Genomic DNA, 20,837 nt, shown 5'->3' with positions numbered 1-20,837 from the left:
GGCGCGCGGCCCCCGCTGTCAAGCCCCGGCGGCAGCCAGTTGCTTGCGCCAGCGGGTGAACAGCCGAGGCTGGTCCATCCCGAGCACCGCGACCGGAGCCCCGGCACGGCGGTAGACCGCGAGGAAGCTGCGGTCGTCCGCCGCTCCTTCCTCGACCGTGACACTGTCCGCCGCGGCCGCATGGCCCGTGAACTGGATCCGTACGCCGTACTGGTCCGACCAGAAGTACGGCGGCCTGACGGGTCCCGGCTCCCCGGCGCCACCGGACAGCAGGGTGGTGACGGCGACGGCGGGGCGTTCCTTGGCGCCGGTCCAGTGCTCGACGCGGCGGTGGATTCCGGCGGCGGGGTCGTACCAGTTGGCGCAGTCGCCGACCGCGACGACGCCGGTGAGGTTGGTGCGGCCGTCCGCACCGCACTTGACGCCGTTCTCCAGCTCGATGCCGGAGCTCTCCAGCCATTCCACATTCGGCCGGGCGCCCACCCCGACGACGACGATGTCGGCGGGCAGCCGGCGGCCGTCCTCCAGGAGGACCGCTGTCACCCTCCCCCGGCCGTCGGCCGTCGGGACTCCCGCCTCCCCTCGCTCGCCGCCGCTGAACCCCTTGACCCCGACGCCGCACAACAGCCGTACGCCGTGGTCCGCGTGGAGCGATGACACGACACCGCCCATCGTCTCGCCGAGCGGTCGGGCCAGCGGAGTCGGCGCCACCACGACGACCGTCACGTCCAGCCCGAGGGCGTACGCCGTCGAGGCGACCTCGGCACCGATGAAGCCGCCGCCGATGACGACCAGACGCCCGCCACGGGCCAGGTCGTCCCGCAGCGCACGGGCGTCGTCCAGGGTGCGCAGCGCGTGGACGCCGGCCAGCTTCCGCCCGCCCGCACGGGCCGGCAGGGTGCGGGCAGCGGCGCCGGTGGCGATGACAATGCCGTCGGCGCGGACGGCTGTCTCGTCGGCGAGGCGTATCCGGCGCTCGGTACGGTCGAAGCCGGTGGCACGGGTGCCGAGCAGCCATTCGGCGGCCAGGTCCTCGCCGTCCGCTTCCAGGGCGAGGTCGGCCTCGGCGACGGCCCCGGTGAGGAACTCCTTGGACAGCGGGGGCCGGTCGTAGGGCCGGTGGGGTTCGTCGCCGATGATGACCAGCCGCCCGTCGTACCCCTGCCTGCGCAGGGAGCGGGCGGCCGACAGACCGGCGAGCGAGGCACCCACCACGGCCACGGTTCTCACGCGGAGCCCTGCGCGAGCCGGGCCCCGACGCAGGGCGGGAGGTTGGGCGCGGCCAGGGACAGCTCGACGTAGATCATGCCGTCCTCGACCAGGACCTGGTGTGTTCGGACGGGACGCTTGGCCGGCGATGTGTCGACCGCGCCGGTGCGCAGGTCGAACTTCGACGCGTGCAGCGGACATTCGACCTCGCACCCTTCCAGCCAGCCGTCAGCGAGTGAGGCGTCCTGGTGGGTGCATGTGTCGTCGATGGCGAAGACCTCTCCGTCGTCGGTGTGGAACACCGAGACAGGCGGGTCGATTTCGAGCCGGTAGGCCTCGCCTCGCGGCAGATCCGCGAGCCGGCACACGGGAATCTTCATGACACCTCGGTGCGTATAACGAAACTGATTGCGGGAAGCGCAACAACAGTTTGGAGGCGCCCCCAGCCGCTGTCAAGAGACACGAAAACCGCCCCACAGCATGGGGCGGTTGACGTACGAACGGGCAGCTCAGGGGCGGTCAGTGGCCTCGCTTGATCCACTCGTCGAGCTGCGGCGCCTCGGCTCCGACGGTCGTCCCGTCGCCGTGTCCGGTACGGACGACCGTGCCGGGCGGCAGCGTGAGCAACCGCTCCCGGATGGAGTCGATGATCGTCGGAAAGTCCGAGAAGGAGCGGCCCGTGGCCCCCGGACCGCCGGCGAACAGCGTGTCGCCGGTGAAGACCGTGCCCAGCTCGGGCGCGTACAGACACACCGCACCTGGCGCGTGGCCCGGGGTGTGCAGAACAGCCAGCTCGATCCCGGCCACCGACAGCTCCTGGCCGTCGGCGAGTTCGCCGTCGGGAGACCGCTCCGGGTGGGTCTGCTTCCACAGGAAGAGGTCATCCGGGTGGAGCAGGATCGGCGCACCGGTCAGTGCCGCCAGCGCGGGAGCCGCGTCGATGTGGTCGTTGTGGGCGTGCGTGCACACGATCGCGCGCAGCGTACGGTCCCCGACGACGGACGCGATGGCGGCGGCGTCGTGCGCGGCGTCGATGACGATCGCCTCGCTGTCGTCGCCGATGATCCAGACGTTGTTGTCGACGTCCCAGGTGCCGCCGTCGAGACTGAACGTCCCACTCGTGACGAGATGGTCGATGCGGACGGCGGAAGCGGCGGCCATCAGAAGACCACCACCGAACGCAGCACGTCACCGTTGCGCATCCGGTCGAAGGCCTTCTCGACTTCGTCCAGGGCGATCGTCTCGGTGACGAAGGCGCCCAGGTCGAGGCGGCCCTGCAGATGGAGGTCGACCAGCATCGGGAAGTCCCGGGACGGCAGGCAGTCGCCGTACCAGGACGACTTGAGCGAGCCACCGCGCCCGAAGACGTCCAGCAGCGGCAACTCCAGCTTCATCTCGGGCGTGGGCACGCCCACCAGCACGACGGTCCCGGCCAGGTCGCGGGCGTAGAACGCCTGCCGGTAGGTCTCCGGCCTGCCGACCGCCTCGATGACGACGTCGGCGCCATGGCCGCCGGTCAGCCCGCGGATGGCCTCGACGGGGTCGGTGGCCTGGGAGTTCACGGTGTGGGTGGCGCCCATCCGCTGCGCGGTCTCGAGCTTGCGGTCGTCGATGTCGACCGCGATGATCGTCGCCGCCCCGGCCAGCCGGGCCCCCACGATGGCGGCGTTGCCGACGCCCCCACAGCCGATCACGGCGACGGAGTCGCCACGGCCGACGTTGCCGGTGTTGATCGCCGCGCCGATGCCGGCCATGACACCGCAGCCCAGCAGACCGGCGACCGCCGGGGAGACGGCGGGGTCGACCTTGGTGCACTGTCCGGCGTGGACGAGGGTCTTCTCGGCGAAGGCGCCGATGCCCAGCGCCGGGGACAGCTCGGTGCCGTCGAGCAGGGTCATCTTCTGCTCGGCATTGTGGGTGTCGAAGCAGTACCAGGGGCGGCCACGCCGACAGGCGCGGCACTGACCGCACACCGCACGCCAGTTGAGGATCACGAAGTCGCCGGAAGCCACATCGGTCACGCCCTCGCCGACGGACTCGACCACGCCCGCCGCCTCATGGCCGAGGAGGAAGGGGAAGTCGTCGTTGATGCCTCCCTCGCGGTAGTGCAGGTCGGTGTGACAGACCCCGCAGGCCTGGATCCTCACAAGGGCTTCGCCCGGCCCGGGGTCCGGCACGATGATCGTTTCCAGACTGACCGGGGAACCCTTCCCCCGGGCGACGACAGCACGAACCTGCTGGGCCATGACTACTCCTCGGCTGGTTTCTTATTGCGGTACGCAGCGCACGTATCGCAACGAAAGCATCCGCGAAGCGGATACGGCGGTCAAGGACCGGGCGTCGTCTACTCGCGGACCGGAGCGTTCACTGCGCGCTGCGCGTCACCGCTGTCCGCGCCCAGCCCCGCGAGCAGGCGCAGCCCGTCCTCGGCGGGACTGCCGGGGGCCGCGGACAGCACCAGCAGCTCCATGCCTGTCTCGTCGGGTAGTGCGAAATTCTCCTGGTGCAGTTCCAGCAGTCCGACCAGTGGGTGCCGGTACGCCTTGCGTCCGTGCGTGCGGGCGCGCACGTCCGCGCGGGCCCAGAGACGGCGGAAGCGTTCGCTGCCCATCGCCAGTTCGCCGATGAGCGAGGCCAGGCGGGGGTCCTCGGGGTACTTGCCGGCGGCCAGGCGGAGGTGCCCGACCACGTCGAGGGTGCACTTCTCCCAGTCCGCGTAAAGGCCGCGCTCGGCCTCCTCGAGGAAGATGTGCCGGGCGGTGTTCAGGCCCGGCATCGGCCGGCCGAAGAGGAGCCCGGCGAGGCGGTTCCCGGCGAGCACGTCCAGCCGATGGTCCATGATCAGCGCAGGTGCGTCGGCGACCAGGTCGAGAACGCGCAGCAGCTCCGGCCGGACCCGCCCGCCCGGCGCCTTCGCGCGGCGGCGGCGCTGCCGGGCGAGCCGGTAGAGGTGCCCGCGCTCGGTCTCGTCCAGGCCGAGGACACCGGCGAGCGCGTCGAGGACCTGCTCGGAGGGCTGGGTCGCGCGGCCCTGCTCCAGGCGTACGTAGTAGTCGACGCTGACTCCGGACAGGTGCGCGACCTCTTCGCGGCGCAACCCTTCGACGCGGCGCCGGCTGTCGGTGGGGATGCCGACGGCCGCCGGGTCGACCCGGGAACGCCGGGTCCGCAGGAAGCTCGCAAGATCGTCCATGCCCTCAGTATGGCCTCGGTGGTTCCCGCGACGTGCCCGTGAAGGTGGTCCTGCCGATACCAGGAAGTCCCGTCCGATGGAAGAGGCGCCCCTGAACGGCGGGCGCCGCGGCGCCCAGGATCGAAGGCATCCGATCCGAAGGAGTTCCCATGAAGACGCTGATCGTCCACGCCCACCCGGAGCCGAAGTCGCTCAACAGCTCACTGAAGGACCTCGCGGTGTCCACACTGGAGACCGCCGGGCACGAGGTACGGGTGAGCGACCTGTACGCGATGAACTGGAAGGCGGTCGTGGACGCCGCGGACTACGGCCCCGACGCCTCGAGTCCGCTGAAGGTCGCCCTGGACTCGGGCCGGGCCTTCGACGCCGGGACGCTCACCGCGGACGTACGCGCCGAGCAGGAGAAGCTGCTGTGGGCCGACACGGTCATCTTCCAGTTCCCGCTGTGGTGGTACTCGATGCCCGCGATCCTCAAAGGCTGGGTGGACCGGGTGTTCACCTACCACTTCGCGTACGGCGTCGGCGAGCACAGCGACACCAAGTACGGCGAGCGCTTCGGCGAAGGCACCCTCGCGGGCAGGAAGGCGCTGCTGTCGGTGACCACCGGCGGCCCGGAGTCCCATTACGCCGCTCGTGGGATCAACGGCCCCATCGACGATCTGCTGTTCCCGATCCACCACGGCATCCTCTACTACCCGGGCATCGAGGTGCTGCCGCCGTTCGTGCGGTACGGCACCGACCGGATGACCGACGAGGAGTACACCGACGTCGCCAAGGCCTGGGAACAGCGCCTGCTCACCCTGGAGTCGACCGAACCGATCGCGTTCCGGCGGCAGAACTTCGGTGACTACGAGATCCCCTCGCTGCACCTGAAGGAGGGACTGGAGCCCGCGGGCCACCGGGGTTTCGGGCTGCACGTGCGCGGCTGACCGCCGGCGATGGCCAGGACGGGCCGGGGCGCGAACCCGAGGCGCAGCCCGGCCGTGGTGGCAATCGGTGCACCGTGATGCCACGGCCCTGCCCCGAAACCCCCGTGTGTTCCGGGACGGGGCCGTGGCACGGATGAGTGCGGTGAAGGTGGTGCCGTCGCGTTGGTTGCCGGCCGCCCCTCAGGGGCGGGGGCCGCCGGATCCGGCGTCACACGCGTCGCGGTCGTCTCCACGGCTGACGTGTCTTGGTCATCAGTCGTCGTGCGTTCGGGTCATGTGGTGAAGGAGACCCGGAGGAACTCGAGGATCTCCGCCCGAGCGGCCTCGGCCTGCGGTTCCACGCCCGGCCTGCCGAGGAACGACGTCACCGCACTGATCGACTTGGTTCTGCCGCAATTCGCCGACGGCCCCGACCCCGCTTAGCGCCGGGTCGGACCGGATGCGCCCTGTTGCCCGGGGCCGTTCGCGTTCCCGTTGCCGTTGCCCTTGCCGTTGCCGTTGCCGTTGCCGTTGCCGTTGCCGTTGCCGTTGCCGTTGCCGAGGGTCCACGCCTCGATGTCCCGGTAGTGGATCGGCCCGCGGCTACGGCCCACGTTGCTGCCGACCAGGTGCAGACGTTCGGCAGCCCATCGGCTGCCGGTGAATCCGGCGAAGCCTGCGGCGATCTCTCCGACGGAGGATCGGTCGCCCCGGCGGGCCCGGGCCAACGTCAGATGGGGGCGCAGGGGCCGCTCCTCGAAGACGACACCGCAGTTCCTGACGGCGGTACGCACAGCGGCGGCGAGCAGGTGCAGTTCCTCGAGGTCTCCGTCGATTCCGCTCCACAGCACCCGGTCGTCGAAGTTTCCGCTGCCGCGCAGTGCCAGACACGGGGGCCGGTGGTCCGCCGCAAGGTCGGCGAGAAGCGGGCGCAGCAGCGGAACGGTCTCGGCCGGGAGCTCCCCGAGGAACGCCAGGGTGATGTGCCAGTCCTCAACACGGTTCCACCGCATGTCCGGGTGCGTGTCATAGGCGGGGCGCAACTCCCGGGCCAGCTCTTCTTTCGCGTGGTCGGGCGGGGCGAGCGCGATGAACACACGTACGGTCGCGGGCTGAGCCTGTTCGTTCACACTGGACTTCGTACCACCCGGGCAGGCGATGCCCCGGCGCGGGTGCCGCGGAAGAGGCAACATGTCCAGGCCGTTTCTTTCGGATCGTCCTGCCGAGCGGATGAAGATGCTCGATGCGCATTCCGAAGTCCACCGATGAGTTCTGCAGGCGCGGCGGGTCCACCCCGTTGTACGTCATCGAACCTCGGACTGGAGACACACCATGACCACTCCCGCACACGCCGGTCGCATGCTGTTCGTGAACATGCCCGTGGCGGACGCCGAGCGCAGCAAGGCGTTCTTCACGCGGCTCGGGTTCAGCTTCAACCCGATGTTCAGCGACGAGACCGCGGCCTGCATGCTGGTCGGCGAGCAAGCCTCCGTCATGCTGCTCAGCCACGAGAAGTTCGCGCAGTTCTCGAAGCTGCCGATGGCCGATCCCACCACGCACGCGCTGGCGCTCTACTGCTTCAGCGTGGCAACCCGCGATGAGGTCGACACGGTCGCTGAGGCTGCGTTTGCCGCGGGCGGCACCGAGGCGGATGGCCCGGAGGACCACGGCTTCATGTACTCACGCAGCTTCTTCGACCTTGACGGCCACGGCTGGCAGATCATGTGGATGGATCCGTCGAGCACCTCGGACAGCTCGACTTCCTAGACGGAGTCGTCGCGGTCGGCTCCACACACGGTCGTCGACCTCCAGGACAGCGCTTCAGTCAAAGGCTCTGCCGGTGGCGGCGAAGAGGCGGGCGCAGCGGTCCGCCATGGCGTCCGGGGATTGGTCCGGATGGTTGATCCACCAGCGGACCAGGGCGCTGACCAGGCCCCGCCAGGCGTATTTGAGCGCGTCCGCATCGAGTGGGTCGGGGGACCCGGTCGCGCGCAGCAGGTCGGCGGTGCCGGTTGCGGCGAGCTGGTCGATGGCGGTCCGGTAGCGCGCGGCGGTTCGGGCGGGCTCGCTGTCGGCGGGCAGCGAGGCGTCGTAGAGCACGAACCACCCCTCACGTCGGCCGTCCAGTGCGGTGAAGATGGCGCGCAGCACCAGCAGTGGTGTGCGCGCTGCGGTGGCGTCGCCCTCCGCCATCGCGGCGCGCATGGCGTCCAGCAATTGGTCGCCGACCGGGTTCAGGCAGGCGAGGAAGAGGTCCTGCTTCGCGCCGAAATACTGGTGCAGCAACGTCTTGGTGACGCCGACGCGTGCGGCGATGGCGGCCAGCGACGCGGAAGCGTAGCCGTGGCGCCCGAACTCTTCGGTGGCGGCGGCCAGGATCTGCTGCTCACGGCGAGCCCGTGGGACGCCCTTGGTGCCGGCCCTGCCTTGGGGGGTGGTCATGGGCTCGATATTACCCTAACATAATTTACCGACAGGTACATTACCCTCAGTCATCATGGAGTATCGGACCCATGCCCGACCCCACGACCGCTCCCCGCACCTCCCGCGTCCGCTCCTGGTGGGGATGGGGATGGGCCGACGCTCACCCCGACGACGCCGAGTGCACCGCTCTGGGCGCCCTGCTCCCCGGCACTCTCCCCCACCCGCTGCCGGTCCCGCGGACAGCCGACCTGAACATCGGACACCCCGGCGCCGAGCCCCCGCAAAGCCTCGCCCACCTGGTCACCGCCGACCCCGGACCGCGCGCCGCCCACGCCATGGGCAAGGCCTATCGCGACGTCATCCGTGCCCTGCGCGGGCAGCCCGGCCGGATCCCCGACCTGGTCGCCCATCCGACCCGCGACCAGGACGTGGCCGACCTTCTGGAGTGGGCCGGCCAACACCACGTCGCCGTGGTCCCCTTCGGCGGCGGCTCCTCCGTCACCGGAGGTGTGGAGTACCGCGGAGACACCCACCACGCCGTCATGTCCCTCGACCTGACCGCCATGGACCGGGTCCTGGAGATCGACGCCGACAGCCGCTCCGCTCGCATCCAGGCCGGCACCTTCGGCCCCGCGCTGGAGGACCAACTGCGACCCCATGGCCTGACCCTGCGCCACTTCCCGCAGAGCTTCGAGTTCTCCACCCTCGGCGGCTGGCTCGCCACCCGGGCAGGCGGCCACTACGCCACCGGCCGCACCCACATCGACGACTTCACCCAGTCCCTGCGCGTGGTGACCCCCGCCGGTACCAGCACGTCCTGGCGACTGCCCGCCTCAGGCGCCGGGCCCTCTCCCGACCGGCTCTTCCTCGGTTCCGAAGGCGCCCTCGGCGTCATCACCGAGGCATGGGTGCGCCTGCAGGAACGCCCCCGCCACAGTGCTTCCGCTTCCCTCGCCTTCACCGACTTCCACGCCGCGCTGAACGGGGTACGCGCCATCGCCCAGTCCGATCTCGCTCCCGCCAACTGCCGCCTGCTCGACTCCGGCGAGGCAGCACTCGCCGGCGCCTCCCGGGACGGCTCCGCGGTACTCGTCCTCGGCTTCGAGTCCGCCACCGCACCCGTCCACGCTCGCCTCGCCCAGGCCCTCGACCTCGCCCGCGCGCACGGCGGACGGGGCGGTGAGTCCGCCGCCGAGGCAGGCGCCCCGGCCGACGCGGCCGTCGGTGCCTGGCGCTCCATCTTTCTGCGCATGCCCTACCTGCGCGACGGTCTGGCCAGGATGGGAGCCGTCGTCGAGACCTTCGAGACGGCTAGCACCTGGAACCAGCTGCCCGCCCTCATCGACGCCATCCGCACCGAGGTCGGGACCGCCGCACGCGACATCACCGGCCACCCCGCAACCATCAACTGCCGCCTCACACACGTCTACCCCGACGGCGCCGCCCCCTACTTCACGGTCCTCGCCGCCGGCCGCCCCGGCGACGAAGTCGCCATCTGGGACCACCTCAAGACCGTCGCAAGTGACGTCCTCCACCGCCACCGCGCCACCATCACCCATCACCACGCCGTCGGCCGCGACCACCGCCCTGGTTACGACCGCCAGCGCCCGGAACCCTTCGCACTCGCTCTGCGCGCCGCCAAGCACGCCCTCGACCCCCACGGCATCCTCAACCCCGGCGTACTCGTCGACTGAGCCGGAGTGCGGAACCGGTGATGCGGTCGGTCATGGTGTTCAGGCGGGTACGGACAGGGCCGCACCGTAGCTGGACAGAGCCGCCTTGGCGTCGGCGAGTGCGAAGCGGGCGCCAAGGTGCCCGTCCGGGCGGACGAGGAAGCCGGTCGGGCCCTCAGGTCGGTACAACCGGGCGAACTCCCCGGCGGTGTCACGGTATCCGGGGACGGCCAGGGCTCCGGGATCGGTCGGTGCGGCTTCCCGGGCGAGGACGGCGATGGTCTGCAGGCCGGCCCCGGCGTCCGGGCCGTCGGGGGTGTCAGGGCTGCTGCCGGTCATCCGCAGCACCCCGGCAGCATCGGCGGCTTCGGCCAGGTCGGCCGCCTCGGCCGCGTACAGGACCAGCACGTGGCCCGTGCGGTCGCGCAGGATGTCGAGCAGGCGCAGCGGATAGGTGGCGATGGGGGTGGTCAGGCCGGCGCAGTCCGGGGCCCGGTCGCCGGGTTGGGGTGCGTCGGTCGGCCCGTACGGGCTGTCGGCGAGTGGGCCGTCCCGGTAGCCGACGAGCAGTTGGGCTTCGCGGAGCATGATGGTCTTCGGGTCGTCCGGGTCGGACTCGATGCCGCGGGTGGCGTGCCGGACCGTCCGGCCGACGACCTCCTCGCCGACCGGGCGACGTTCGGCGTCGTAGCTGGTGAGCAGGGTCGGCCCGGCCTCCCCGCTGATGACGAGCGCGAGCTTCCAGGCCAGATTGCAGGCGTCCTGGATGCCGGTGTTCATGCCCTGGGCGCCGGTCGGTGGGTGGATGTGGGCGGCGTCGCCCGCGACGAAGACCCGGCCGTCGGCGTAGCGGTCCACGATCCGGTGGCTGATGCGGAAGACGGAGGACCAGCGCATGGTGGAGACGGTGGCCGGCCTGGGGGCCAAGCGGTCGACGACAGCCTGGACATGGGACAGCTCCGGGACCCGGCCGCCCTCCAGGCCGTGCGCTACGCCGGCTGTCCGCCCGGGCGCCGGGTCTGTCGCCTGGGCGGAGAGTTCGGGCGGGACCAGCATCGACATGCGGTAGCGTCCGGCGCCGGGCAGCGGGATGCAGACCAGCAGGTCATCGGTGGCGCCGTCGTCGGTGTGGTGGAGGGAGCGCACGCCGTATCCGGGCGGAAGGTCCCAGTCCGCCTCGACGTCGGCCAGCATGTACTCCTCGGCGAAGGCGCCTCCCTCGAAGCCGAGCCCCAGTCCTTTGCGAACGGTGCTGTGCGCGCCGTCGCAGCCGATCAGATAGCGCGTACGGACCTCCTCGGCACCGCCGGACGCGGTCATCAGGCGGGCGGTGACTCCGTCCGCGTCCTGGGTGAACGAAAGCAACTCGGTGGAGCGCTCGATTGCCGTGCCCAGGCCCCTGACGTATTCCTCCAGCAGGCGCTCGGTCTCGTACTGCGGGAGCGCGGCGAATCCGTAGGGCACCTCGGGCGGCAGCGCGAGCTCGATCCGCGCCTGCTCCCGGCCGTTGACGTAGATCAGCTGGCCGTGCATCGGAACGGCGGCTTCCAGGACGGCGCGGACCAGGCCCATCCGGTCCCAGATCTCCAGGGTGCGCGGCTGGATGCCGACAGCCTTGGCATACGGGAGGCGGGCCGGCAGCCGGTCGATGAGACGGCAGCGCACCCCGTGGCGGCGGAGCTCGGCAGCCGCGCTCAGTCCCACGGGGCCGGCGCCCGCGATCAGTACGTCGATGGACCGGGTGTGCGACACGGGCGCCTCCTCGGCTTGTCCCCCCGTATCGCCCCTCTGCTCCATGGTCCCCCTCCGGGGCACGGGCGGCGAGCCGAGGCCCAGGTCATCCCCTGACTCCTGATCTGCCGGCCGACTGAGCGCCTCATGCCCACCCCCACCACGGGCAGCGGCGGCGGGCAGCGCCATAGGAGACCGGCGTCAGGCCTGTCCGGCGCATCGTGCCGGACAGGCCCTGGTCCCGGGAAGGGTTCAGCGCTTCAGCGCTTCAGCGTGAAAGTGAAGTCGCCGGAGAGCTTGCCGCTCAGCCGGACCGCCGAAACGAGACTCCCTTCCATGATCAGTCTCTCGACCTCGGCCCGCGAAAGCCCGCAACCTTCAGCGATCAGCCGCACCGGCCGGACCGGAATCCGCGCCGCGAAACGGACCGAGATGTCGATCACCTCTTGGTCCAGGTGATCCGATCCGCCGGTGTCGAGGCGCCAGGCATTGTCCCAGTCGAGGGCGATGCGATTACGGCGCCGCACGACCGGATCCTGGAGCAGCTCAGCTGCCAGGCCAGGGTCGTTGTCATGCAGCCGGTCCAGCAGCTCAGGTCGGACGGAGCGCACATTCACCCGCTCCAGGACCGTGAGCTTCGCCGTTTCCCCGCAAGCGGTACAGAGCACGAGGAGCCAGACGTCGATGAGCTTGTGGTGTGCGTTGACGCGAAATTTACCGTTTGCCCGGAAGCACTCGGAGGCGCACGAGTGGCAACGGCGGAGAACGAGCGGAAGGCAGGTGGGCGTGACCGCCCAGTTCTTGAGCACAGAAGTACACCAGTCCCGGTGAGAAGTCCGCAGCAAAAAGGAGCGCGGCGCACATGCGCGACGCGCGACGATTCAGCACTTGGGAGGTCTCACACGGTGTACAACGGCACGCCCTTGCCCAGACGACTCGGTCCGGCAGCACGGTAGTGGCGCACAACGGCGCCGCTCCACTGGTTTTCGCGTGCCGGCCCCCGGGCGCCAGGGCGGTCTCCGCCATTCAGCTCTGCTGGACGTCCTTGACGAACACGAGACCGTCGCTGTCGGCCAGGTGGGCCGGGTCGAGCGGGGCGTAGCCGAACCAGGGGGACACGCGGGTCTCGGGCCGTGTGGTGCCGAGGGCGGTGGCCAGCCGCGGGGCGTCGATGACGCAGCGGTCTTCCGGGAGCGCGTACAGGAGTCCTTCGACGGTGTCCGGCGGCGGTGTGTCCACTCCCTGGTGCCGGATCGTGCCAAGGGCTGCGGCCACGAAGGCGTACTCCTTGCCGAGTTGGGCGCTCACCAGCGCACCGGCGCTCCACCACTCCACCGGCCCCTGCCACATCTGCATCGTGCTCTTCTCCCGCTGGAGATGGGAGTTGTGGGCGTGGACGAGTACCGGGCCCCGTTCAGCGAGGGCGAGGAGGTTGTGGGCCATCATCAAGTCCCGCAGCGCGCACAGCCGGGTCATGCGGGCCGGTGAAGTGTCGGCCATCGAGTGGTGGTAGCGCAGCAGGCCGGTCGCGGTGCGCCCGTACAGGCGCGCCCGGTCCCAGTCGTCCCGCGAGTTCGCCGTGATCAGGTGCGGCGTCCGCGCGTCGAGCAGCGCCACCAGATCGTCGGTGAGCAGCCGCAGTTGACCGGCCTCGGCCGACTGCCCCGTGGATCGGGACGGGTCCATCATCGCGGCGGGATCGGTCCACCGGTCGTCGGCACCCAGCAGGCGGTCGAGGGTGTCCGCGGTGCAGGGGAGCAGGTCCGCTTCCACCCGGGCCGCGAGGTAGCCGTGGAGTGCGGTGAGGGCCTGCCGGGGGCTCGCGGCATGGGTGATCTCCAGCGGGCCGTCGAACCCGGCGAAGCGGAGCCGCTCGGACGCGGGCCGGCCGTCGGTCTCGGCGCGGACGTTGTAGGAGCGCATCCAGCGCACGAGCTCGCGGTTGGCCGCGAAGGTGCCCCAGCCGTGGCTGACTCCCTGCTCCATGACCTCGTCGAGAGTGCCCGTCCCCGAGGTGACGTAGTCGTCCACGACCAGTCCCATCATGCAGTCGCTCTCGATCGTGATCGTCCGGTAGCCCTCCTGCTCGACCAGCTGCTGGAAGAGCTCGTTGCGCAGGTCGAGCAGAGCATCCTGGCCGTGGGTGGGCTCGCCCAGGGCGAGCAGCCGAGGCCGGTACTGGAGCAGCCTCATGACGGCGGCAGCCTCGACGGCATGGACGGTGTCCTTGATGTCAGTAGCCATGCCTTCAACGGTATCGTTGAACGTTCGGTTGAAACTTTCCCGCGATATCGTCAGCTTCATGCGGAGAAACCTTCAAAGTGGTGATCGGCTCAGGCCGGTCGATCTGGCGCGCGGGCACGGTCTGTCCACGCAGGCGGTCAGGAACTACGAGGAGACCGGCATCCTGCCGGCCGCCGATCGCACACCCCACGGCTACCGCACCTACACCCCGCTGCACGCCGGGGCCCTGCGCGCGTTCCTCGCCCTGGTGCCCGGCCACGGCCACCGGACGGCGGCGGCGATCCTGCGGGCCGTGAACCAGGGTGCGGTCGACGAGGCGTTGCGCCTCATCGACGAGAGCCACGCCCAACTGCTCGGCGACCGGCGGACGCTCGAGGCTGTGGAGAGTGCCCTCCGCGACCTGGAGCCCGGTTTGAGGTCCGAGCCCGGTGTGGAGTCCGAGCCCGGTGTCGGGTCCGAGCCCGGTGTGGAGTCCGAGCCGGCCGCGGTGTCCGGGCCCGGCGGCACCTTCATTGGGCCCACGTTCATCGGGCCGCTGGCGGACCAGCTCGGAATCCGGCCCGCGACGCTGCGCAAATGGGAGCGCGCCGAGCTGGTGCGCCCGCGCCGCGACCCACGGACCGGTTACCGCGTCTACGACGAGGCCGACGTTCGGGATGCCCGGCTGGCCCATCAGCTCAGGCGGGGCGGCTATCTGCTGGAGCAGATCGCCCCGCTGATCACCCAGGTGCGGGCGGCCGGCGGCCTGGAGCCGCTGGAGGCCGCACTGTGCGACTGGCACGGTCGACTCTCCGCCCGCGGACGGTCGATGCTGACCGGGGCGGCAGAGCTGGAGGCGTACCTCCGCGAGCGCGGATGAGACCTCGATCGCGAGCCGGCTTCGGCTGCCCGCGGCGGCCGGGCCGGCCGGGACCCAACTCGGTCTGCACGATGTGCTGGTGCGGATCTCATCACCGTGGTTTCCTTGCGGCAAGACCCTGCTTGTGACCCGTCGCCACGTGGACTACGGGCGTGTCACCAGCACCGGTTGTCGCGCCGTGCGCTGACGCCACGCTCCCGGCGTCCTGCCGCCCTCTCCGGCCGCTGATCATCCCCCTTGTCTCCGCGCCTTCGGCGCGCTCTCCGCCTTCCTGCTGCTGCAGGGCGTGGAGACACTCAGCCTGCGCATCGAACGGCACTCGGCCAACGCCCAGGCGCTCGCCGAATGGCTGGAGCAGCGCGACGAGGTCGCCGCCGTCCACTACCCGGGCCTGCCGTCCAACCGGTGGTACGAGACCGGGCAGCGCTATCTGCCGCGTGGTGCCGGCGCGGTCCTGGCCTTCGAACTGCGTGACGGCGTCGAGGCGGGCAGCGCCGGGTCACCGCCAGGACGCTGGTCGCCGCAGTCGACTCCGACCGTCTCTACCCACCCGCCCAGCAGGCCGAGTTGGCAGCCGGTATTCCTTCGGCCGACCGGCTGCGAATGGTCCACTCCCCCTACGGTCACGACGGCTTTCTCATCGAAACCGAGCAGGTCGCCGCGCTCGTACGCGAACTCACCACCTCATGACGATCTCTGGGTGGACCGGGGATCTCAGGCGTCCGCCTGCCTGATGCGTTCACGGACGGCCGCACGGTCGATGCCCAGCTGCTCCATCAGCTCTGCCGCGGGATCCGGCCGCTCACAGTCAAGGATCGCGAGCAGCAGGTGCTCCGGCGTGATGCGCCGGCCGCCGGCCTTCTTCACCTCGACGAGGGCGCGCGGGAGGACCGAGCGGGCACCGGAGGTGAAGGGGGTGCGCTTGCGTGAGACGGGGACCGGCGGCCTCTCGACGCCCTGGACGTCGATGCCGATCGCGGCCAGTGCCGACCGGTCGAGGACGTCGAGGGCGGTACGTGCGGCCTCCAGGTCGGTACCGAGGGATCGGACCGCGAGCGAGCCGGGTTCGTGGAGGACTCCCAGGAGGAGGTGCTCGGTGCCGATGCGGCGATCGCCGCGCAGCCTGGCTTCTTCCAGAGCAGACGTGACCGCCGCGCGGGCACCTGTTGCGAACTGTTCGAACACTGTCGTCTCACTTCCCGTGTTTGGCGTGCGCCGATTGCCGTGACACGCCGAGGGCATCCCCGATCTGTTCCCAGGACCATCCCTGCTCCCTGGCGCGGACCACCGCTGCCGTTTCGATCTGCTCGGCGAGTCTGTGCAGGGCGCCCACCGCCCGTAGCCCGACGGCGGGGTCGTGCGACCTGAGGCGTTCTGCGAGATCTCCTGCTTCCATGACTGTCAGTCTGGGCTGACAGCCATCATGTTGTCAACCCAGACTGACAGTCCGCCGACGCGTTACGACCCATTGACCGCGGGCTGTCAGGCCCCCAGCGGCCCGTCATGGGAAGGACCTCAGCGGCGTTGCCACTCCTCGGCCAGGAGCCGGTAGGAACGCACCCGGTCGGCGTGGTCGTGCGTGATGGTCGTGATGACCAGCTCGTCGGCGCCGGTGGCCTCCTGAAGTCGTTCGAGCTGGTCGGCCACATGTCCTGCGGTGCCGACGAACTGGGTGTCGACGCGGTCGGCCACCAACGCCCGGTCCGCGTCGGTCCACACATGGGCGCGGGCCTGCTCGGGGGTGGGGAAGGCGATGGCGCCCTCGGCGGTGCGGATGCTGCGGACCCACGGACCGTAGCCGGCGGCGAGTTCACGGGCCGTCGCGTCGTCCTGGGCGACGACGACGTCGGCCGAGACGCTGACGTACGGCTTGTCGAGATCGTCGGAGGGCTGGAACGCGGCGCGGTAACCCTCGGTCGCCTCCAGGACAGTGGCCGGACTGACGTGGTAGTTGGAGGCGAAACGCAAACCGTTGCGGCCGGCGACGTCGGCGCTCTGCCCGCCGCTGCTGCCCAGGATCCACACCTGCACGGCGGCGCCCTCGCCGGGCACGGCGTGCGCCTCGACGCCGTCGGCCGAGCGGTAAGTGCCGCGCAGCAGGGCGAGGATGTCGTCGATCTGCTCGCCGTAATCCTGCGCCTCGGCGTTCGGTTGGCGCAGCAGGCGCTGCTGGAGGGCGAACCGGGGTGAGCCGAGCAGGTGCTCGAAGGAGAACCGGGGTGGGATCCGCAGCCCGTTCGGAGTGTGTCCGTCGATGACCGGGGTCGCGGTCACGACGGGTCCCACGGCCGGAACGGAGTCCGCGCTCGGACTGGGGGGACGTCCCCCGGAGCGGCCGAGGCCCAGGTCGAGCCGCCCGGGGTGCAGGGCGTCGATGAGGCCGAACTCCTCGACGGTGGACAGGGCGGTGCGGTGGCCCAGCAGGACCGCCCCGGAACCGATCCTGATCGTGGAGGTCGCGGAGGCGGTCAGGGCCAGCACGACAGCGGGCGAGGTCCCGGCGACGCCCGGGTTGAGATGGTGCTCGGCGACCCAGTAGCGGGTGTAGCCGAACCGCTCGGCCTGGCGGGCGAGGTCGATGCTGTTGTGCAGCGCGTCGGCCGCGGTGGACCCGGCCGGAACCGGGACGAGGTCGAGAACCCCGAGAGGGATGCCGGACATGATCGGGGTGCTCCTCAGAAGTCGGCGGGTCGGGGCGCGGCGAGGACCGGGGTCCAGGGGAACGGTGGGTCGGGGATGTCGCGCCGCAGTACGGGCGCGATGTCGGACTGGAAGAGTTCCAGCGAGGCCCGGTGCCGGGCGTCGCCGAGCCCGCTCGCGTCCTCCTGCAGATGGAGCACGCTGTGGCCGAACTGCTCGTGGTAGCGGTGCACCTTGTCGATCACCTGTTGGGGGCTGCCGATCAGCGCCGAGCTGCGCTCCACGAAGTCCTCCAGAGTCGCGAACACCGGCTCCAGACCCAGCCGCTTCTGGAAGGCCAGCTGTCCCTCGAAGACCGGCCGGTAGGCGGCGATCGCCTCCTGCGAGGTGCGTGCCGCGTAGTACCCGGCGGTACCGGCGCCGACCACCGCGTGGGCGGCGTCGTGGCCGTAGTGGGCCCAGCGCTCCCGGTAGTGGCGGACGAGTTCGGCGTAGGGCTCGATGGGGTTGGTGACACTGGCCGAGAACAGCGGGTCGCCGTAGCGGGCGGCGAGGTCGACGGACTCCCGGCTGGTGGCGCTGCCGTGCCAGACCCGCACCGGCTGCTGGTACGGCCTGGGCCACACCTCGGCGGCGGTGAGCTCCGGGCGGAAGCGCGGTTCTGCGGTCACCTTGTCCTCCCGCCAGATCCGGCGGAACAGCTCATAGCTCTCGGCGTTGCGCTCCCACTGGTCATCGGGAGTGACCTGGAACAGCTCGCGCTGGGCGGTGCCGTTGCCCTTCCCGATGATCAGGTCCAGGCGGCCGTCGGACAGGTGGTCCAAGGTCGCGTAGCCCTCGTAGGCGCGTACCGGGTCGAGCAGGCTGAGGGTGGTGACGGCGGTGAACAGCCGGATCCTGGAGGTGAGCGCGGCGATGTGACTGAGCACGACCGGTGGCGACGAGGAGATGAACGGCCGCTCGTGGCGTTCGCCGACGCCGAAGCCGTCGAACCCGGTCTCCTCGGCGAACACCGCGTTGTCGATCACCTCGCGGAAACGGTCGTGGGTCGGCTTCAGCACCCCGGTCACCGGGTCGGGGGCGTGCACGATGAGGGTGATGGCCAGGAACTTCACGACGCCACCCGCCCGGTGCCCGGCTCGGCGGCGGCGTCGGGGTGGGCCAGACCCAGGTGGTCGCGCAGCGTAGTGCCCTCGTACGCGGTGCGGAAGACACCGCGCTCCTGGAGCAGCGGTACGACGGTGTCGGCGAAGCCGTCCAGACCGGTGGGGGTGATGTGCGGGACCAGGATGAAGCCGTCGGCGGCATCGGCCTGGACGAGGGTGTTGATGGACTCGGCGACGGTGGCCGGGGAGCCGACGAAGTTCTGCCGGCTGCCGGTCTCGATGACGAGGTCGCGGATCGACCAGTTGTTGGCCGCCGCGAGCTCACGCCACTGGCGGGCGGTGGCCAGCGGGTCACGGTACATCCGCACCTGCGCGCGGCCGCGGGCGATGGTGTGCTCACCGAGGTCCGGGTCGATGTCGGGCAGCGGGCCGTCCGGGTCGTAGCCCGACAGGTCGCGGTTCCAGACGAATTCCAGGTGCTTGAGCGCGGTCGCTCCGCTGACCTGCTGCCGGCGCACCTCGCGGGCCAGCTCCTGGGCCTCGGCGTCGGTGTCGCCGAGCACGAAGGTCGCGGCCGGCAGGATCAGCAGCTGCTCGGGGCGGCGCCCGTAGCGGGCGAGCCGGCGCTTGACGTCGGCGTGGAACTCCTGACCCTCCTTCAGGGTGCCGTACCGGCTGAAGATCGCGTCCGCGGTGGAGGCCGCGAACTCCCGGCCCTCCTCCGAGTCACCGGCTTGGAAGATCACCGGACGGCCCTGCGGACTGCGCGGGACATTGAACTGCCCGGCGATGTCGAAATGCTCTCCCTCATGGACGAAGGCCCCGGCGCGCGCGTCCTTCAGAAAGATGCCGGACTCCTGGTCGGCGACGATCTCCTCACCGTGCCAGGAGTCGAACAGCTCGGTGGCGGTCGCGAGGAACTCCGTGGCGCGGGAGTACCGCTGGTCCTGCGGGAGGAAGCCGCCGCGGCGGAAGTTCTCGCCGGTGAACGCGTCCCAGGAGGTGACGACGTTCCAGGCGGCACGCCCGTCCGACAGATGATCGAGGCTGGCGAACTGGCGGGCCACCTCGTAGGGCTCGTTGAAGGTGGAGTTGATGGTGCCGGTCAGGCCCAGGCGCTCGGTCACCGCGGCCAGAGCGGACAGCACCGTGAAGGTGTCCGGCCGCCCGACCACGTCCAGGTCGTAGATCTGCCCGGCCTGTTCGCGCAGCCGCAGCCCTTCGGCGAGGAACAGGAAGTCGAACTTGGCGCGTTCGGCGGTCCGCGCGAAGTGCGCGAACGAGCTGAACTCGATGTGGCTGCCGGCCCGCGGGTCGCTCCACACGGTGGTGTTGTTGACACCGGGGAAGTGGGCCGCGAGATGGATCTGCTTCAGTGGCTTGCTCATGGTCGGACGGTCCTCCCGGCTCAGACGGTGGCGTAGCGGTTGGCGGGACGGGACAGCCCGAGCAGCCCGCGCAGGGTGTCGGCCTCGTACACCCGCCGGAAGGCGCCGCGGCGCTGGAGTTCGGGCACCAGGCCGCGGGTGATCGCCGGAAGGTCATGGCCGATGACCCCGGGACGCAACCGGAAGCCGGACAGTCCGGCCTGCTGCCACTCCAGGAGCAGGTCGGCGAGCTGCGCGGGGCTTCCCGTGAAGATCTTCGCGTCGCTGGTGTACGGGTAACCCGCCAGGTCGTCCAGGCGTGTCTTGCGGTCCGCCGCCGCTGCCGCGTCGTCGTCGAGAAAGACCACCAGGTCACCGAAGATGTGCAGGGGCTCGTCGGAGCGCCCTGCCGCGGCTTGGGCCGCGCGGATCTCGTCGGAGATGGCGCGGGCGTGGCCGGGGTCGTGCGGGGCGACGTAGCCGATGTCGGTGGAACGGCCCACCAGTTGGAAGGGGACGCTCTGGTGCGCCAGGGCGGTGACGACCGGCTGTCCCTGGGGCGGCCGGGGGGTGATCGAGGGTCCCTTGACGCTGAAGTGCCGGCCCTCGAAGTCGACATAGTGCAGCTTGTCGCGGTCGACGAAGCGCCCGGTGGAGGTGTCGCGGATCTCCGCGTCGTCCTCCCAGCTGTCCCACAGACGGCGGACGGCCTCGACGTGGTCGGCGGCCTCCTCGAAGAGCTCGGCGGTCAACTCCCGGACCTCCGGGGTGTCCAGGTCCTCGATGCGCAGAGGCGGGAACGTACGACGGCCGAAGTGGGCCGCCTCGCTCTGCCGTGCCGACACCTGGACCCGCAGGCCCGCTCGGCCGGTGCTGACGTAGTCCAGGGTGGCGATCGCCTTGGAGATGTGGAACGGCTCGGTGTGGGTGGTGACGACGGTCGGCACCAGCCCGATGTGACGCGTCAGCGGTGCGACGCGGGCGGCGATGAGGACCGCGTCCAGCCGGCCGCGTACCTGATCGGTGCGATCGTCCGGCTCGGTGAAGCGCGACGACTGCAGCCCGAGGGCGTCCTCGAAGGTGACGAAGTCGAGCAGGCCGCGTTCCGCCTCGGTGACGAGGTCGGCCCAGTAGCCGGCGGTGAGCAGGTCGCGGGGCCTGGCCTGTGGTGCGCGCCAGGCGGCCGAGTGCCAGCCCGCGCCGTCCAGGGCTACGGCAAGATGCAGAGGTGAAGGAGGAAATGCGGGCACAACGATGTCTTCCTGATCGGCCGTACACGATCGCCGGGTCTGCTCGGCAGGGCCCGGCGCGGGGAACGCGTCAGGCGCAACAGAGCGCGCCGGCCACCCGCAGCAGGTCGATGTGGGACCGGGAGTACAGGTGCACGCAGCCACGCGGGACCAGGGGTTCGACGACGAACCGGCCGGATTCAGCCTGCATCGACGTCACCTCCACCCATCGTGTCCGCGGCTCACCGGATAGT

Annotated in this window: 20 protein-coding genes and 3 pseudogenes; 6 read left to right on the top strand and 17 right to left on the bottom strand. The window is 70.7% G+C overall.

All coding sequences use genetic code 11. The annotated features are described in order from the left end of the window. Positions 1–18: 18 nt before the first annotated feature. The 5 genes from G3I60_RS03270 to G3I60_RS03250 all read right to left on the bottom strand — a co-directional run bounded on the left by G3I60_RS03270 (position 19) and on the right by G3I60_RS03250 (position 4,402). Positions 19–1,230, bottom strand: a complete 1,212-nt coding sequence (locus G3I60_RS03270) for an FAD-dependent oxidoreductase (RefSeq protein WP_164292306.1) — start codon at positions 1,228–1,230, stop codon at positions 19–21. Continuing rightward, the gene (locus tag G3I60_RS03265; RefSeq protein WP_164292307.1) at positions 1,227–1,589 is read right to left on the bottom strand and encodes a bifunctional 3-phenylpropionate/cinnamic acid dioxygenase ferredoxin subunit; all 363 of its coding nucleotides are present in this window, start codon (positions 1,587–1,589) and stop codon (positions 1,227–1,229) included. Before G3I60_RS03265 ends, G3I60_RS03270 begins: the two co-directional genes overlap by 4 nt. A gap of 139 nt (positions 1,590–1,728) precedes the next feature. Continuing rightward, entirely contained in the window at positions 1,729–2,370 is a 642-nt protein-coding gene (locus tag G3I60_RS03260) for an MBL fold metallo-hydrolase (RefSeq protein WP_164292308.1), read from the bottom strand. Then, positions 2,370–3,455, bottom strand: a complete 1,086-nt coding sequence (locus G3I60_RS03255; RefSeq protein WP_164292309.1) for an S-(hydroxymethyl)mycothiol dehydrogenase — start codon at positions 3,453–3,455, stop codon at positions 2,370–2,372. Before G3I60_RS03255 ends, G3I60_RS03260 begins: the two co-directional genes overlap by 1 nt. A gap of 98 nt (positions 3,456–3,553) precedes the next feature. Continuing rightward, on the bottom strand, positions 3,554–4,402 hold the full coding sequence (locus G3I60_RS03250) for a helix-turn-helix transcriptional regulator (protein WP_138351841.1): 849 nt from the start codon (positions 4,400–4,402) through the stop codon (positions 3,554–3,556). Positions 4,403–4,551: 149 nt separating this feature from the next. Between G3I60_RS03250 and G3I60_RS03245 the strand changes: the two genes are divergently transcribed. Further along, a complete protein-coding gene (locus G3I60_RS03245; protein ID WP_164292310.1) occupies positions 4,552–5,331 on the top strand; it encodes an NAD(P)H-dependent oxidoreductase in 780 nt (259 codons plus the stop codon). A 527-nt stretch (positions 5,332–5,858) separates the two neighbouring features. Here the strand turns inward: G3I60_RS03245 and thpR are convergent. Beyond that, positions 5,859–6,440, bottom strand: a pseudogene (gene thpR / locus G3I60_RS03240) (RNA 2',3'-cyclic phosphodiesterase); the annotation flags it as partial. A 202-nt stretch (positions 6,441–6,642) separates the two neighbouring features. On the opposite strand from thpR, the gene G3I60_RS03235 reads away from it, so the two are divergent. Beyond that, positions 6,643–7,077, top strand: a complete 435-nt coding sequence (locus G3I60_RS03235; protein ID WP_198358491.1) for a VOC family protein — start codon at positions 6,643–6,645, stop codon at positions 7,075–7,077. A 54-nt stretch (positions 7,078–7,131) separates the two neighbouring features. Here G3I60_RS03235 and G3I60_RS03230 read toward each other — a convergent pair whose 3' ends face one another. Beyond that, the gene (locus tag G3I60_RS03230) at positions 7,132–7,752 is read right to left on the bottom strand and encodes a TetR/AcrR family transcriptional regulator (protein WP_164292312.1); all 621 of its coding nucleotides are present in this window, start codon (positions 7,750–7,752) and stop codon (positions 7,132–7,134) included. Positions 7,753–7,823: 71 nt separating this feature from the next. On the opposite strand from G3I60_RS03230, the gene G3I60_RS03225 reads away from it, so the two are divergent. Then, complete coding sequence (locus tag G3I60_RS03225; RefSeq protein WP_164606462.1) at positions 7,824–9,428, top strand: FAD-binding oxidoreductase; 1,605 nt, start codon at positions 7,824–7,826, stop codon at positions 9,426–9,428. Between the two features lie 39 nt (positions 9,429–9,467). Here the strand turns inward: G3I60_RS03225 and G3I60_RS03220 are convergent, their stop codons facing one another. The 3 genes from G3I60_RS03220 to G3I60_RS03210 all read right to left on the bottom strand — a co-directional run bounded on the left by G3I60_RS03220 (position 9,468) and on the right by G3I60_RS03210 (position 13,382). Beyond that, positions 9,468–11,159: an FAD-dependent monooxygenase gene (locus G3I60_RS03220; protein ID WP_343240756.1), complete on the bottom strand. Its 1,692-nt coding sequence runs from the start codon at positions 11,157–11,159 to the stop codon at positions 9,468–9,470. A gap of 239 nt (positions 11,160–11,398) precedes the next feature. Beyond that, positions 11,399–11,947, bottom strand: a complete 549-nt coding sequence (locus G3I60_RS03215) for a DUF1062 domain-containing protein (RefSeq protein ID WP_164292315.1) — start codon at positions 11,945–11,947, stop codon at positions 11,399–11,401. A gap of 217 nt (positions 11,948–12,164) precedes the next feature. Continuing rightward, positions 12,165–13,382 carry an erythromycin esterase family protein gene (locus tag G3I60_RS03210; RefSeq protein WP_164292316.1) on the bottom strand — a complete coding sequence of 406 codons (1,218 nt, stop codon included), beginning with the start codon at positions 13,380–13,382 and terminating at the stop codon, positions 12,165–12,167. Between the two features lie 58 nt (positions 13,383–13,440). On the opposite strand from G3I60_RS03210, the gene G3I60_RS03205 reads away from it, so the two are divergent. The 3 genes and pseudogenes from G3I60_RS03205 to G3I60_RS45025 all read left to right on the top strand — a co-directional run. Continuing rightward, complete coding sequence (locus G3I60_RS03205; protein ID WP_164292317.1) at positions 13,441–14,241, top strand: TioE family transcriptional regulator; 801 nt, start codon at positions 13,441–13,443, stop codon at positions 14,239–14,241. A gap of 262 nt (positions 14,242–14,503) precedes the next feature. Then, a pseudogene (locus G3I60_RS03200) lies at positions 14,504–14,731 on the top strand (PLP-dependent transferase); the annotation flags it as partial. Positions 14,732–14,736: 5 nt separating this feature from the next. Next, positions 14,737–14,931 (top strand): annotated as a pseudogene (locus G3I60_RS45025) (homoserine O-acetyltransferase); the annotation flags it as partial. A 24-nt stretch (positions 14,932–14,955) separates the two neighbouring features. Here the strand turns inward: G3I60_RS45025 and G3I60_RS03190 are convergent. The 7 genes from G3I60_RS03190 to G3I60_RS46680 form a co-directional block, all read right to left on the bottom strand. Beyond that, a complete protein-coding gene (locus tag G3I60_RS03190) occupies positions 14,956–15,426 on the bottom strand; it encodes a Clp protease N-terminal domain-containing protein (protein ID WP_343240757.1) in 471 nt (156 codons plus the stop codon). 7 nt (positions 15,427–15,433) lie between these two features. Then, positions 15,434–15,637 (bottom strand): helix-turn-helix domain-containing protein, encoded by a 204-nt coding sequence (locus G3I60_RS03185; RefSeq protein WP_138351851.1) that lies wholly within the window; start codon positions 15,635–15,637, stop codon positions 15,434–15,436. 119 nt (positions 15,638–15,756) lie between these two features. Next, positions 15,757–16,902 carry an LLM class flavin-dependent oxidoreductase gene (locus G3I60_RS03180; protein ID WP_164292319.1) on the bottom strand — a complete coding sequence of 382 codons (1,146 nt, stop codon included), beginning with the start codon at positions 16,900–16,902 and terminating at the stop codon, positions 15,757–15,759. A gap of 14 nt (positions 16,903–16,916) precedes the next feature. Further along, entirely contained in the window at positions 16,917–17,996 is a 1,080-nt protein-coding gene (locus G3I60_RS03175; RefSeq protein WP_164292320.1) for an LLM class flavin-dependent oxidoreductase, read from the bottom strand. Next, positions 17,993–19,375, bottom strand: a complete 1,383-nt coding sequence (locus G3I60_RS03170; RefSeq protein WP_164292321.1) for an NtaA/DmoA family FMN-dependent monooxygenase — start codon at positions 19,373–19,375, stop codon at positions 17,993–17,995. Before G3I60_RS03170 ends, G3I60_RS03175 begins: the two co-directional genes overlap by 4 nt. 20 nt (positions 19,376–19,395) lie before the next feature. Then, positions 19,396–20,604: an LLM class flavin-dependent oxidoreductase gene (locus G3I60_RS03165; protein WP_164292322.1), complete on the bottom strand. Its 1,209-nt coding sequence runs from the start codon at positions 20,602–20,604 to the stop codon at positions 19,396–19,398. A gap of 70 nt (positions 20,605–20,674) precedes the next feature. Then, positions 20,675–20,794, bottom strand: a complete 120-nt coding sequence (locus tag G3I60_RS46680; RefSeq protein ID WP_331284126.1) for a putative leader peptide — start codon at positions 20,792–20,794, stop codon at positions 20,675–20,677. Positions 20,795–20,837 lie beyond the last annotated feature (43 nt).

Source organism: Streptomyces sp. SID13666 (assembly GCF_010548325.1).
GTDB lineage: Bacteria > Actinomycetota > Actinomycetes > Streptomycetales > Streptomycetaceae > Actinacidiphila > Actinacidiphila fildesensis.
Note: the sequence above shows the minus strand (reverse complement) of the source record. Positions and strands in the feature narration are given on the sequence as shown.